Raw genomic sequence first — 14,134 nt, 5'->3', positions numbered from 1 at the left:
GGTGCGGCCTGCTCCCTGTCCACCTGGCGGCGCAGCGCCGGCATCAAGTCTTCGTTCTGGGGGTCTGATTCCATGAGTCGCAGTGGTCACGGAATGCGACCCTCGCAGCACCCGTCCCCGGCCCCCACGCCGCTCCACCTGATCGTGGCCGGCGTCGCGGGCGGCGTCGGCACGACGACGGTCGCCGCCGCCCTGGCCCGTACCCTGGCGGCGGCCATGCCGGGCCGGGTCGGCCTGCTCGACCACGACGGCGGCACCCTGTTCGCCCGCGCCGGCGTCTGGTCCGACGACCTGCGATGGGCCCGGCCCGGCACCGCCTCCGTGCATGTGCAGTGCCTCGGCTCGGCGGCGGCCGCCCTGCAACGCGTCCCACCGAGCACCCCCGGGCTGGTGGCCCTCGTCGTCGCGCCGTGGCACAAGGACGGCCTGCGGCTCGCGGCGGGCGTCGTGGCCGGAGCGGCCGCCGTCGAGCCGCTGATCCTGCTCGACGACGTCACGCGGGCCCGCGATGGTCAGGAACCCGCCGTGCGCAGCCGCCTCGGGCTGCCGTACGACCGGGCACTGGCCGCGCCGGGGGCGCTGCAGGACGACCGAGCCTCGCACACCGTCCGGACCGCTGTCGGTCGCGCGGCAGACGAGGTGCTGCGCAGGGCCGGATCTCGCGAGCCAGCCGTGCCGCACCAGGGTTAAACGCTTGGAACGCCACCCGGGATTGACGCCGCCCCAGCCGGGGCCGAACACTGCTCGGCATCCTTCTCCGTTCAGCACGAGGGAGTGCCAACTCATGTCGAAAACGTTTCCCATCTCATTCACCCGGAAGCGGGGGCGTCTCGCCCGGACCACCCGAGCCGCCTGGACCGCCGGTGCCGCCCTCCTCGTCGGCCTGACCGGCGTCGCGGCCGCCCCGGCCGCCCAGGCGGCCGACTGCTCGGCCGGATACGTCGCGCTCACGTTCGACGACGGCCCGAACGGAGGCACGTCCAGCCAGCTCGTCAACATCCTCGGCCAGTACGGCGCCACCGCCACGATGTTCCCCACCGGGCAGAACGCGCAGTCGAACCCGAGCCTCATGCAGGCCTACGCGGCGGCGGGACTCCAGATCGGCAACCACTCGTGGGACCACCCGTACCTGACCCAGCTGAGCCAGAGCCAGATCCAGCAGCAGCTCGCGAACACGTCGAGCGCCATCCAGCAGACCGCGGGCGTGACGCCGGACCTGTTCCGGCCGCCGTACGGGGACACGAACTGGACGGTGCAGCAGGTCGCATCGTCACTCGGGATGACACAGATCATCTGGGACGTCGACTCCCAGGACTACAACGGCGTCAGCTCCTCGCAGATCCGCTCCGCGGCGGCAGGCCTGACCAACGGCCAGATCATCCTCATGCACGACTGGCCGCAGAACACCGTGCAGGCGCTGCCCGGCATCCTCCAGGACCTGGCCGGCCGCGACCTGTGCACCGGCCACATCTCGCCGGCCACGGGGCGGGCCGTCGCACCGGACGGCGGTCAGCAGCCGCCCGGCGGCGGTGACGGCACCTGCACGGTCACCGTCACCCGCGCCGAGGAGTGGGGCGACCGGTTCAACACGACCTTCTCCGTGAGCGGGACGAACGCCTGGCGCGTGACGATCACGACGGGCTCGGGCCAGACGCTCCAGAACTCGTGGAATGCCACGATCAGCGGCACGTCGGGCACCTTGACCGCCACCCCGAACGGGAACGGGAATGCGTTCGGCATCACCCTCTACTCGAACGGCAACCGGACCTCGCCGACCGCGACCTGTTCCACGAGCTGACCTGCCGTCCCGGGGACACCCCCGGGATCGGCCGCCGCCGGACGACACGGCGCCGCCCTCTCGCGAGTCGCAACGCCCCGCCAGACCTCGGGCACCTCGCGACGAGGGCGGCGCCGTGACGCGAGCCGGCCCCACCTCCGATCCCCGGCGCCCCCTCCGGCCACAGGCTCGGACCGCGCCCACGGCAGGCCTGGATCCCGACAATTCGCAACGTCCGGAAAAGTAGCCCACATCGGCACAGGATTATGGCGAACAGGATTCATGGACAACCGTCCAACTCCGGTACTCTCGCCCGCAGCAGTCTGCGGAGGAGTAAAACCTTGCCGAATCAACATCACGGGTCCCAGCGACCTGAGCCGTCTGGTAGGTCGCTCACCGAGCGGCTGGCGGGAGCGCTGGCAGAACTGTCCGACGACGAGTACTACGTGCTGCGCGGCCGTGCCCTCGCCCGGCGACCGACGTCGTACGCGAACCTGGCGGGCGAGCTCGGCGTGGACCAGAACGAGGTCGCCGACCTCGAACGGCGCGCCACCACGTGCATCGCGGGCGCGTCCCACGGACCGGACCGCGACGCCCTCGCGGACGCGATGAACCAGCAGAACAGCACCGTCGCACTCGCCACGCTCCTGCCGCAGCATCCCGTGCTCACCGAGACCGTGCCGCGCACCAACCTGCCCGTGTGGGCATTCCTGGTGCAGACCCTCGGTCTCGACGGAGCGGCGAAGCGCCCGGCGCCGAACGGCGCCGCGCCGAAGGCGGTACCCCCGCGAGCGACACCGGCCAGCACCCCCGCGAAGAACGGCGGCGGCACCGGCACCACCCGCACGACGGCCGCCACCCGCACCGCGACCACGCGCGCGACGCTCCCGGCCCTCCCCCGGACCTCGGCCGTCCGGCCCGCGTGGACCGCCTGGTTCCCCTGGCTGATCACGCTCGGCCTCGCCGGCGACGGCCGCAAGACATCCTCCTGGGACTTCGAACCACAGGCGCGCGGCCGGCTGCGGCACCAGGTCAGCGCGCTGACCACGATCATCACGGAGCAGCTTCCCGCGGCCCCGGTGGGCGTCATCTTCCCGGCCATCGCACCGTCGGACACCATGACCGACCTCGACGTCCCCGGCAGCCACGCGGACCGCTTCCGCGACAAGGGCATCAGCACCTTCGCGGACCTGACCGACCGCACCATCGCCGAACTGCGCTTCCTGCCGCACTACGGCGCCAAGACGCTGAGCGCACTCGTGCAGCGAATGGTCTACCGCTCGCTCCAGCACCCGGCCCCCGCCGGATCTCCCCAGCCTCCCAGCGCGAGCCGGCTGGAACGTCCGCTGGACGAGCGGGTCGACTCCACGCTCGGATACCTCGACGAGCGCGCCCGGACGATCCTGATCGCACGCCGCTTCGCGGATCCGCGGGTCAGGCTGCCGGAACTCGCCGAGCGTTTCGAGATCTCGAACATGCACGCGCAGCAGATCGACAGCCGCTCCGCGTCGCTCGTGCGCAGCACGCTCATGAGCCCGTCACTCCAGGCCGTCATCGACGAGCATCTCCCGGCACCGGACGGCACGATGCAGATCGACGACCTCGTCGCCCGCGTCCCCGGCCTCGGCGTGACGATCCCGGCGGCCGCGAACCAGCCGGCGTGGCGGGTGCTCGACGGCCTGGGCGGCCTCTTCGAGGTCACCGACGGCGAGGCACGCCGCGCGTCCTCGAACCGCAAGCGCTCGGCCAACCCTCCTGTGCCCGGCCGCCGGACCGCCTAGGCCCGGACCTCACCGGCCCCCGGCCACCAGGGGCGTCAGCTCGAGTTCCGGACGTTCGCGCTGCAGCCCACGCATCCGCCAGATGTCGCGGAACAGGGCGAGCAGCGTCCCGTCGGCGCGCCGCGCGATCTCCGTGCCGAGAGCCGCGGAGACGGTCGGCGCGTCGTTCTCGGCCACGATCCGCGCCACCGACAGATCCAGGTGCTCCAGCACCATCGGCGCCGAGAACTCGTGCTCCATCCGGAAGGTGGCGACCTCGAACTGCAGCGGCCCGACGGCGGCCAGGATCGGCGTCGCGTCCCCGCGCGCCTCGCTGACCAGGATCTGCACCACGCCCTCCTGCTGGAGCTGCGCGATGCCCTTGCGGAACTTCTTCGACTGCCCCGGGTCCTTCACGCGAGCCAGGGCGAAGTGCTCGGGTGCGAACGCCGGCATCGGCGGGAACCGGACGGCGGGGCCGTCGGGCGCGTAGAGCGAGTCGCCGACGGCGAGCGTGCTCGCGTTCACCAGCCCGACCACGTCGCCCGGGAACGCCTCCTCGACCGTCTCCCGCTCCCGTCCGAACACCTGCAGCGCGTACTTCGTCGCGAACGGCCGGCCGGTGCGCTCGTGCGTGACGGTCATGCCGCGTTCGAACCGGCCCGAGCACACCCGCAGGAAGGCGACGTGATCGCGGTGCTTCGGGTCCATCCCGGCCTGCATCTTGAAGACGAAGCCGCTGAACGGCGCATCGACGGGGCGGGTCGGCAGGCCGTCGCCGTCCTCCGGGCCGTCCGCCGGTGAGGTCTCGCCGCCGCGGCCCGCGGCCGCAGCGGCCCCGGCACGTCGCACGTCGGGCCGGGCGGAGGGAGCCGGCGCGAGGCCGACGATCGCGTCGAGCATCTGCCGCACGCCGATGTTCGACAGGGCCGCGCCGAACAGCAGCGGCGTCGTCCGGCCGGCCAGGAACGACTCCCGGTCGACCCCGTCGAGCAGGCCGGCGCCGTCGACGGCGTCCTCGTAGTCGGCGCCGAACCGCTCCCGGGCCTCGGCGGCCGGCAGCCGCTCCTCGCGGGCCAGACCGGCTCCGCCCGGGGCACGCTCATAGGTGTGCACGGCACCCGAACCGACGTCCACCAGGCCGAGCAGCCGCCCCGCCTCACCGACGGGCCAGGTCAGCGGCGTGGGTTGGAGGTCGATGCGCTCCGACAGCTCGTCGCAGAGCTCCAGCGCCTCCAGCCCGGGCCGGTCCCACTTGTTGATCAGGGTGATGACGGGCACGCCACGGCGGCGGCACACCTCGAACAGCTTCAGTGTCTGGGGCTCCAGGCCCTTCGCGGCGTCGAGCAGCATGACGGCGGCGTCCACCGCCGTCAGGACGCGGTAGGTGTCCTCGGAGAAGTCCGCGTGGCCCGGGGTGTCCAGCAGGTTGATGACCACGTCACCGTAGGCGAGCTGGAGCGCGGCGGACGTGATGGAGATGCCTCGCTTCTGCTCCATCTCCATCCAGTCGGAGACGACACCGGCCCGGTCGCCCTTGCCGTGCACCGCGCCCGCCGACGTGATCGCGCGGGTGTGCAGCGCGAGCGCCTCGGTGAGGGTGGACTTCCCGGCGTCGGGGTGGGAGATGACGGCGATGCTGCGCCGCCGGGCTGCCTCGTGCAGCGACATGGGTCCTCCTGATCGGTGGCCGGGCCGGGCTCACTCTACGTCAGCGAGGTTCCGCGGCCGGCGCCACCGTGGTCGCGAGCGCCGCGGGTGGAGCCGGGGTGGAGCCTGGGTGGCGCGGGGAAACAGTTCCCTGTTCCGGGCCCACCAGGAGCACACTGTGACCATGCCGACACTCACCCAGCTCGCCGCGTTCACGATCGCCTCGATCGTGCTGATCGAGATCCCTGGCCCGAGCCTGCTGTTCGCCCTCGGGCGGGCCCTGACCGTGGGGCGCCGTGACGCCGTGCTGTCCGTGGTCGGCAACGCGTCCGGCGTGCTGGTCCAGGGCGTGGCCGCCGCGGTCGGGCTGGGTGCGCTCGTGGCGGCCTCGACGACGGCGTTCACGGTGTTGAAGCTGGTCGGCGCGGCCTACGTCGTCTATCTGGGCGTCCAGGCGATCCGGCATCGCGGCGACGCGCGGGCCGCGCTGGAGCGGGACGGCGCGACGCGGCGGACCAGCGGGTTCGGTGCGGTCCGCGCGGGCTTCGTGGTGGGCGTGACCAACCCGAAGACGATCGTCTTCCTCATGGCGTTCCTGCCGCAGTTCATCTCCGCCGATGCCGCCGCCGCGCCGCAGCTGCTGCTGCTCGGCGCGCTGTTCGCCGTCCTTGCCTGTGCGTCCGACGTCGTCTGGGTGCTGGCCGCGAGCCGCGCGAGGACCTGGTTCGCGCGCCGCCCGGAACGGCTCGACGGCCTGGGTGCCACGGGCGGCGTGATGATGATCGGTCTGGGCGGCTTCCTGGCCACGAGCAACAGCGCCTGACGCCCGAGCTGTTGCGGCACGGCACGGCCGCCGGGCATTCTGGGCCCGCCGCAGACGCTGCCACCGGCGCATGACGAGGAGTCCCGTGACACCCGCACTCTCCTGGTTCACCGTCCCCGCGCCGGCTCGCCGGCCGCCCGGCACCGGCGGTACGCGCCGCCCGCGGGTTCGCGGCCGCCTGGTGCCGGTCGTCGTGGCCGTGTCCGTGGCCGTGTCGCTCGCGGCCTGTACGCCGGGACCTGCGGTCTCCTCGGCCGATGCGGGCGGCGCCACCACCGCGCCTTCGCCCCCGAACCCGATCCCCGAGCTGGTTCCCGTCGAGTACGACGCCCCGCGGGAGCTGACGGGCACGGAGCGGCTGATGCTCTACCGGCCCGGCCCGTTCGCCGGCGACGCGTTCGACGAGGACGCGGTGGTCGAGACCGTCCTCGCGATGACGCCCGAGACCCCGGCCGAGTGGGAACGCGCGATCCTCGGCCAGGTCCACGGGGACTATGTCGCGGCCCTGCGGGGAACCGTCGAGTTCGAGTACGCGATCGACGGGCCGGGTGCCGGTCCCGACCAGGAGCGGGGCCCCGCCGGGCCGGTCGGCACCAACCACTTCGCGCTCCTCCTCGACGCGAGCGGTTCGATGGCCCGGCCTTCCGGCGAGGGCACGCGCATGGACGAGGCCAAGGAGGCGTTGCGGCAGTTCGTGGCGCGGCTCCCGCGGGAGGCCACCGTGTCGCTGCGCGTGTACGGCGACGCGGGGGACGCCACCGCGGAGGGCAGGCACGCGTCGTGCCGTTCCAGCAGGGTGGTCTACGACGACGAGGCGGACGAGGCCCGGTTCGCGCGAGCGCTCGACGACGTCGAACCCGGTGGCTGGACCCCCCTGGCGCGCGCGGTGCGCACGGTGGCCCACGATGTGCCCGACGACGCCACCGACGCCATCGTCTACCTCGTCACCGACGGTCTGGAGACCTGTGGCGGCGATCCCGTCGCCGCGACGCGCGCTCTCGCGGACGGTGGGGTGGAACCCGTCGTCAACGTGATCGGCTTCCAGGCGGGCAACGCGGACCAGGAGGGCCTGCGGCGCATCGCCGACGCGGGCGGCGGCGCCTACACGGCCGCGGCCGACGCCGCGGCGCTGACGCGCTACCTCGACCGGGAGTACGCCCGGATGATGGACGCCTGGGACGCCTGGAGGCGGGCCGAGCTCGAGCGGATCGACGACGCCGGCCGCGCCCACCTGGCCGAGGCGGAGCGGTACGGCGCCACCCTCATGGAGGCGGCCGAGGACGAGGGCCGGGCGGGCATGGACGTCACCCGCGAGCTCGGGGACCGCGGAGCACTGGACGACGCCACCGAGAGTGCCGTCTGGGAGTACTTCCTGGACCGGAAGAACGAGTTGTGGCGCTACGGCTACGACACGAAGGCCGCCAACTGGGGTGACGCCTACCGCGAACGGGTGCGTGACTGGGGGCAGGTGTACCGCACCGCCACGTCGAGGTGGAGCGACTACTACCGCAGGGCGTACCAGAACTGAGCGACCGCGCAGGTCATCCGGCCCCCGGGCGGGCATCTCCGGAGGCGGGTTACAGGTGCGACATGCCCGCTATGGTTGGCTTACCTCCACCAAACCCCCTCGATGCGGGTAACGTTCCGGCCTGTGGAGAGGATCGCGATCATCGGCTGCGGAGGGTCCGGCAAGACCTATCTGGCCAACCAGCTCGCCCGCGTTCTCGACCTGCCGCTCACGCACCTGGACAGCGTCTACTACGACGCCGACTGGAACCCGCTGCCGCGGGAGGAGTTCGCCCAGATCCAGCGCACCCTGGTGGGGCGGCCCCAGTGGCTGGTCGAGGGGAACTACACGGACACGCTCCTGATCCGGCTGGCCGCCGCGGACACGGTGATCTTCCTCGATCTCGACGCGGTGACCTGCCTGGCCGGCGTCCTCCAGCGCAGGCTGCGCTACCACGGGGGCCAGCACGCCGAGGACGGCGTGTACGACCGCATCAGCTGGAGCTTCGTGCGCTACATCTGGGGTTACCGCAGGACGATGCGCCCCCGGGTCCGCCGCCTGCTGGCCGAGCACGGTTCGCACGCCGACGTGATCACCGTGACCAGCCGGCGCCAGGCCGCGGCGCTGGTGGCCCAGTTCCGTGCCGTGCGGAGCTGGTCCATCCGGTAGTCCGGCGGGACCGGTCCCGGGGTCCGTCGTCGGCCGACCACGCGGCGCCCTCCGACTTGCGGCCGGTGCCCGTGAAAGCGACCGTGAGAGTGACGGTCCTCACGGGGAGGCACCATGGCGGAATCTCGGTCGGAGCGCGGACTCGATGTCGGTGTCGGTGTCGGTGTCGATGTCGGTGTCGATGTCGGTGTCGACGTCGTTGACGTGTCACGCCTCTCCCGGGTCATCTCCCTGCGCGGACCCGCGCTGGTGCACCGCGTCTTCACGGCGGCCGAGCTGCGGGACTGCCGTGGCAGCGTGCCCCGGATGGCCGCGCGGTTCGCCGCCAAGGAGGCGGCGGCCAAGGCTCTGGGCACGGGCATCGGACCGGTCGGATGGCACGACGTCGAGGTGCGCTCGGACACCCGCGGCGCGCCGGTTCTCACCCTTCGCGGAACCGCACGCGCCGTGGCGAGGACCCGCGGCCTCGGTCGGTGGGCCGTGAGCCTCTCCCACGACGCCACGCATGCCGCGGCCGTGGTGGTGGCGACCGGCATCGCTCGGACGGGGCCGACGTGAGCTACAGGACGATCCACAAGGGTCCGCGCGACTGGCGTGTTCCTCCCAACCTGGCCGTCGATGCCCTGGAACACGACGCGTTCTCCTGGGACGTCGCCCGGGCCTGGCTTGACGGCCTGCCCGGTGGACGCGGCCTGAACATCGCGCACGAGGCGGTCGACCGGCACGCGGACGGCGCGTCGGGCACGCGGACGGCGATCCGCTGGCTGGGCAAGCACGGCGAACGGGAGAACCTCACCTACGAGGACCTCCGGCGCCGCACCAACCGGATGGCGCACGTGCTCGAGGATCTCGGCATCCGGCGCGGCGACGCCGTGTTCACCCTCACCGGGCGGGTGCCCGAGCTCTACGCCACGGCCTTCGGAACCCTGAAGGCAGGGGCCGTCCTCAGCCCGCTCTTCTCCGCGTTCGGGCCCGAGCCCGTGCGGCAGCGCCTGGAGATCGGGCGCGGCCGCGTGCTCGTCACCGGCCGCGCGGCCTACGAGCGCAAGATCGCCGGGATCCGCGACCGCCTCCCCCACCTCGAGCACGTGCTCCTCACGGACGTGCCCGCGGGAGCGCCCCCGCCCGCCGGCACGCTCTCCCTCGCCTCGCTCATGGCCGACGCCGACGACACCTACGTGATCGGGCCCACCGACCCGCAGGAGCCGGCCCTGCTGCACTTCACGAGCGGCACGACAGGAACGCCCAAAGGCGCCGTGCACGTGCACGAGGCGGTCGTGATGCACCACGCGACCGGACGGTTCGCGCTCGACCTCCATCCCGGCGACATCTTCTGGTGCACGGCCGACCCCGGCTGGGTCACCGGGACCTCGTACGGCATCATCACTCCGCTGACCCACGGGATCACCAGCATCGTCGACGAGGCCGAGTTCGACGCCGACCGGTGGTACCGCATCCTGAGCGGCGAACGCGTGAGCGTGTGGTACACGGCGCCGACGGCCGTCCGGCGGCTCATGCGGCTCGGCGAGGAACCCGCGCGGGACGCCGACCTGAGCGCGCTGCGCTTCGTGGCGAGCGTGGGCGAACCGCTGAACCCCGAGGCCGTCGTGTGGGGAAGCGACGCCCTGGGCCTGCCCGTGCACGACAACTGGTGGCAGACGGAGACCGGCGGGATCATGATCGCGAACACGATCGCGGCGGACGTCAAGCCCGGCTCGATGGGCCGCCCGCTGCCGGGTGTCGAGGCCGCGGTGCTGAGCCACGGACCGGACGGGGTCGTCACGCACGACGGCGAGGTCGAGGTGCTCCCCGCCGGCCACGAGGGCGAGCTCGCCCTGCGTCCCGGCTGGCCGTCGATGTTCCGGGGCTACCTGCACGACGACGAGCGCTACCGCCGGTGCTTCGCGGGGGGCTGGTACCTGACCGGAGATCTCGTGACACGCGACGCCGACGGCTACTACTGGTTCCTCGGCCGGTCCGACGACGTCATCAAGTCCTCGGGACACCTGATCGGGCCCTTCGAGGTCGAGAGCACCCTGCTCGAGCACCCGGCCGTCGCCGAAGCGGGCGTCATCGGCAAGCCCGACCCTCTCGCGGGCGAGATCGTCAAGGCGTTCGTCGTGGTCAAGCCCAGGGTCCGGGCCGACGACGCACTCTCGCGCGAACTCATCGGATTCGGGCGGTCTCGTCTCGGTGCCGCCGTGGCCCCACGGGAGCTCGGCTTCGTCGACGACCTGCCGCACACCCGCAGCGGCAAGATCATGCGCCGGCTCCTGCGGGCCCGCGAGCTCGGGCTGGCGGTCGGCGATCTGTCCACGCTGGAGGGAGAGGAGACGACATGACATCGACCTCCCCGGTTCCCGCCGCCCCGGACCTGGCCGAGGGGCGCCGGCTCCTGCACGAGATGCTGCGGCTTCGCCGGTTCGAGGAACGGTGCGTCGAGCTGTACAGCGCGGCGCGGATCCGCGGCTTCATGCACCTGTACATCGGCGAGGAGGCGGTCGCCGTGGGCGCGATGGCCTCCCTGCGGGCCGACGACGCCGCGGTCACGACCTACCGCGAGCACGGCCACGCGCTCGCGAAGGGACTGTCCGCGCGGTCGATCATGGCCGAGATGTTCGGCCGCGTGGAGGGTTGCAGCCGCGGCCACGGCGGCTCGATGCACCTCTTCGACGCCGAGCGGCGGTTCTACGGCGGCAACGCCATCGTCGCCGGGGGGCTTCCGCTGGCCGTCGGCCTCGCGCTCGGGGACAAGCTGCGCGGCCTGGACCGGGTGACCGCGTGCTACTTCGGCGAGGGCGCCATGGCCGAAGGGGCGTTCCACGAGTCGATGAACCTCGCGGCGCTGTGGTCGCTCCCCGTCGTCTTCCTCTGCGAGAACAACCTGTACGCGATGGGAACCGCCCTGACCCGGTCGGAGTCGCAGACCGACCTCGCGCTGAAGGCGGCGGCGTACGAGGTGACGTCCTGGGCCGTCGACGGCATGGACGTCCTGGCGTGCCGGGCGGCCTCGCGACGTGCCGTCGACATCGCCCGGGCCGGCGGCGGCCCCTGCTTCGTGGAGTACCGCACCTACCGGTTCCGCGCCCACTCGATGTACGACCCCGAGCTGTACCGCAGCAAGGAGGAGGTCGAGCGGTGGAAGCAGCGCGACCCGATCGACGCCCTGGACCGCCGGCTCACGGAGGCCGGCTACCTCGCCGACGGCGAGCGCGCGCAGATGGAGACCGAGATCGCCGGCGAGATCGACGACGCGGTCGCGTACGCGGAGGAGGGCACCCAGGAACCCGTCGAGGACCTCACCCGGTACGTCCTGCGGCGGGCGTCGTCATGACCGCACCGGCACCCGGCCCCACGACGACCACGTTCCGCCAGGCCTACCGCGAGGCGCTCCGGGACGCGCTGCGCCGCGACGAACTGGCGTTCCTCATGGGCGAGGACGTGGGCATGTACGGCGGGTGCTTCGGGGTGAGCACCGGCCTGCTGGAGGAGTTCGGGCCGGAGCGTGTCCGGGACACCCCCCTGTCGGAGGCCGGGTTCGTCGGTGCCGGAATCGGCGCGGCCCTGAACGGCATGCACCCCATCGTCGAGGTGATGACGGTCAACTTCAGTCTGCTGGCCCTCGACCAGATCATGAACAACGCGGCGTCGATGCTGCACATGTCGGGCGGCCAGTTCAACGTCCCCCTCGTCATCCGCATGACCACCGGCGCGGGCCGCCAGCTCGCGGCGCAGCACTCCCACAGTCTCGAGGGCTGGTTCGGTCACATCCCCGGCATCCGCGTCCTGGCACCCGGAACGCTCGAGGACGCCCGCGGCATGCTCTGGACCGCGCTGCAGGACCCCGACCCGGTACTCATCTTCGAGAACGGCAGGCTGTACGGTACCGAGGGCGAGCTGGCGCCCGACGCCGGGCCGGTGGAGATCGACCACGCGGCCGTGCGTCGCGCGGGCACCGACCTCACCCTCATCACGTACGGCGGGTCGCTCCCCCGGGCCCTGGAGGCCGCGGAGCTCCTCCTGGCGGACGGTATCTCGGCCGAGGTCGTCGACCTGCGCACACTGCGCCCGCTCGACACGACGACGATCCTGGCCTCGGTGTCCCGGACGCATCGTGCCGTCGTCGTCGACGAGGCATGGCGCACGGGGAGCCTGTCGGCGGAGGTCTCGGCGCGCATCATGGAGGGGGCGTTCTACGAGCTGGACGCCCCCGTGGCGCGGGTGTGCGGTGCCGAGGTACCGATCCCGTACGCCCAGCACCTGGAGCAGGCCGCCCTGCCCCAGCCCGAGGACATCGCCCTCGCCGCCCGGGAGCTGGTGCAGGACCATGGCTGAGTTCCGCATGCCGTCGCTCGGGGCGGACATGGAGTCCGGCACGCTCATCGCGTGGCACGTCACCGTCGGGGACCATGTCACCAAGGGGGACATCGTCGCCGAGGTCGACACCAGCAAGTCGGTCATCGAGGTCGAGACGTTCACGACCGGCACCGTCGAGGAGCTCCTCGTCGTGGAGGGAACGCAGGTCCCGGTCGGAACCCCGATGGCGGTCATCCGGGAGGACGCCGGCGCCGGGGTGCCGGAGGCCGCCCGGACCCCACCAGCCGCACAGCCGCAGGAGGCCGCCCAGCCACCTGTGCCGGCCGAAGCTCCCGAGACGCGGCCGGCACGCCGTCCGGCGGCCTCACCACTCGCACGGCGACACGCGGCCGCTCTCGGCATCGACCTGGCGTCCGTCCCCGGCACAGGGCCCGGTCAGGCGGTCACGACCAGCGACGTCGAGCGGTACGCCGCCGCCCGGCGCGAACGGGCGGCCGAACCCCCCGCGGCCGCGCCCACCACCACGGCGCCGGAGCCGCCCGCACGGAGCCCCGCACCGGCACCAGCACCCGCACCGGCACCGGCACCGGCACCGGCAGAGCCCTCCACCGAGGGCGCGGCACCGCCACCGGCCGAACCGTCCACCGAAGCCACGGCACCACCCGAGCACGGGGCGCCCGAGCCGCTCTCGCCCGCGGAGCGTCAGGCAGCCGTACGGCGCGCGGTCGGCGCGTCGATGGCCCGCTCGAAGCGCGAGATCCCGCACTACTACCTGGGCTGCGACATCGACATGTCACGGGCGATGCGATGGCTCGAGGTGCAGAACCTCTCCGCCCCCGTGACGGAACGGATCCTCCCGGCCGCCCTGCTCCTCAAGGCCACGGCCCTCGCCCTGCACGAGACGCCGGAGCTGAACGGGTTCTGGGAGTCCGACTCCTTTCGCGCGGCCGACGCCGTGCACGTCGGGATGGCGATCGCGCTGCGCGGCGGCGGGCTGGTGGCTCCCGCCCTGCACGACGCCGACCACCGGCCGCTCGCCGACCTCATGACCGCGCTCCGGGACCTCGTCGCCCGTGCGCGCGCCGGCCGGCTGCGCTCCTCGGAGGCCTCCGCACCCACCATCACGGTCACGAGCCTCGGCGACCAGGGCGTCGACGTCGTGCACCCCGTGATCTACCCGCCGCAGGTCGCGATCGTCGGGTTCGGGCGGATCCGTCCGCGGCCCTGGGCCGCGGACGGGATGCTCGGTGTCCGGCCCGTCGTGACCGCGACACTCGCGGCCGACCACCGGGTGAGCGACGGCCACCGGGGCGCCGTCTTCCTCACCGCGCTCGAACGCCTCCTCGCCGAACCGGAGAACCTGTGATGGATGAGCACACCCTGCGCGAGACCGTACTGCGGGTGCTGGGCGAGGTGGCGCCGGAGGTGGACGTCACGCGCGTGAACCCGGCGGAGGACCTGCGCGACCAGCTCGACCTGGACTCGATGGACCTCCTGAACCTCGCCATCGGACTCTTCCAGGCGACCGGGACCGAGGTGCCGGAGCGCGACTACGGGCGCATCGTGACCGTCGACGGCTGCGTCGGCTACCTCATGGAGCGCGGCGGCCCGCCGGCCTGACGCGGCCGGCG

Annotated in this window: 13 protein-coding genes; 12 read left to right on the top strand and 1 reads right to left on the bottom strand. The window is 72.8% G+C overall.

The features are described from left to right. Nucleotides 1–93 precede the first annotated feature (93 nt). The 3 genes from HGK34_RS22400 to HGK34_RS00810 all read left to right on the top strand — a co-directional run bounded on the left by HGK34_RS22400 (nucleotide 94) and on the right by HGK34_RS00810 (nucleotide 3,558). Nucleotides 94–690: a hypothetical protein gene (locus tag HGK34_RS22400; RefSeq protein WP_244666255.1), complete on the top strand. Its 597-nt coding sequence runs from the start codon at nucleotides 94–96 to the stop codon at nucleotides 688–690. 94 nt (nucleotides 691–784) lie between these two features. Next, a complete protein-coding gene (locus tag HGK34_RS00815) occupies nucleotides 785–1,798 on the top strand; it encodes a polysaccharide deacetylase family protein (RefSeq protein ID WP_244666254.1) in 1,014 nt (337 codons plus the stop codon). A 320-nt stretch (nucleotides 1,799–2,118) separates the two neighbouring features. Beyond that, entirely contained in the window at nucleotides 2,119–3,558 is a 1,440-nt protein-coding gene (locus tag HGK34_RS00810) for a hypothetical protein (RefSeq protein ID WP_201844659.1), read from the top strand. A gap of 9 nt (nucleotides 3,559–3,567) precedes the next feature. Here the strand turns inward: HGK34_RS00810 and HGK34_RS00805 are convergent, their stop codons facing one another. Continuing rightward, a complete protein-coding gene (locus HGK34_RS00805) occupies nucleotides 3,568–5,208 on the bottom strand; it encodes a peptide chain release factor 3 (RefSeq protein WP_201844658.1) in 1,641 nt (546 codons plus the stop codon). Between the two features lie 163 nt (nucleotides 5,209–5,371). Here HGK34_RS00805 and HGK34_RS00800 point away from each other — a divergent pair, with 163 nt between their 5' ends. The 9 genes from HGK34_RS00800 to HGK34_RS00760 all read left to right on the top strand — a co-directional run bounded on the left by HGK34_RS00800 (nucleotide 5,372) and on the right by HGK34_RS00760 (nucleotide 14,123). Continuing rightward, nucleotides 5,372–6,010 carry a LysE family translocator gene (locus HGK34_RS00800; RefSeq protein ID WP_201844657.1) on the top strand — a complete coding sequence of 213 codons (639 nt, stop codon included), beginning with the start codon at nucleotides 5,372–5,374 and terminating at the stop codon, nucleotides 6,008–6,010. Between the two features lie 85 nt (nucleotides 6,011–6,095). Further along, nucleotides 6,096–7,538: a vWA domain-containing protein gene (locus tag HGK34_RS22395; RefSeq protein WP_201844656.1), complete on the top strand. Its 1,443-nt coding sequence runs from the start codon at nucleotides 6,096–6,098 to the stop codon at nucleotides 7,536–7,538. Nucleotides 7,539–7,661: 123 nt separating this feature from the next. Continuing rightward, the gene (locus tag HGK34_RS00790; protein ID WP_201844655.1) at nucleotides 7,662–8,186 is read left to right on the top strand and encodes a P-loop NTPase family protein; all 525 of its coding nucleotides are present in this window, start codon (nucleotides 7,662–7,664) and stop codon (nucleotides 8,184–8,186) included. A 114-nt stretch (nucleotides 8,187–8,300) separates the two neighbouring features. Further along, entirely contained in the window at nucleotides 8,301–8,744 is a 444-nt protein-coding gene (locus tag HGK34_RS00785; protein WP_201844654.1) for a holo-ACP synthase, read from the top strand. Then, nucleotides 8,741–10,528 (top strand): acetate--CoA ligase, encoded by a 1,788-nt coding sequence (gene acsA / locus HGK34_RS00780; RefSeq protein WP_201844653.1) that lies wholly within the window; start codon nucleotides 8,741–8,743, stop codon nucleotides 10,526–10,528. The genes HGK34_RS00785 and acsA overlap by 4 nt, the downstream gene beginning before the upstream one ends. Beyond that, nucleotides 10,525–11,520 (top strand): pyruvate dehydrogenase (acetyl-transferring) E1 component subunit alpha, encoded by a 996-nt coding sequence (pdhA, locus tag HGK34_RS00775; protein WP_201844652.1) that lies wholly within the window; start codon nucleotides 10,525–10,527, stop codon nucleotides 11,518–11,520. Before acsA ends, pdhA begins: the two co-directional genes overlap by 4 nt. Further along, nucleotides 11,517–12,521, top strand: coding sequence for an alpha-ketoacid dehydrogenase subunit beta (locus tag HGK34_RS00770; protein WP_201844651.1), 1,005 nt, complete (start codon nucleotides 11,517–11,519; stop codon nucleotides 12,519–12,521). The genes pdhA and HGK34_RS00770 overlap by 4 nt, the downstream gene beginning before the upstream one ends. Next, a complete protein-coding gene (locus tag HGK34_RS00765; RefSeq protein WP_201844650.1) occupies nucleotides 12,514–13,869 on the top strand; it encodes a dihydrolipoamide acetyltransferase family protein in 1,356 nt (451 codons plus the stop codon). The genes HGK34_RS00770 and HGK34_RS00765 overlap by 8 nt, the downstream gene beginning before the upstream one ends. After that, a complete protein-coding gene (locus HGK34_RS00760) occupies nucleotides 13,869–14,123 on the top strand; it encodes an acyl carrier protein (protein WP_201844649.1) in 255 nt (84 codons plus the stop codon). Before HGK34_RS00765 ends, HGK34_RS00760 begins: the two co-directional genes overlap by 1 nt. Nucleotides 14,124–14,134 lie beyond the last annotated feature (11 nt).

Origin of the sequence: Myceligenerans indicum (genome assembly GCF_016742955.1) — a bacterium.
GTDB classification, from domain to species: Bacteria; Actinomycetota; Actinomycetes; order Actinomycetales; family Cellulomonadaceae; genus Myceligenerans; species Myceligenerans indicum.
This window is presented reverse-complemented; position numbering and strand designations above follow the sequence as displayed.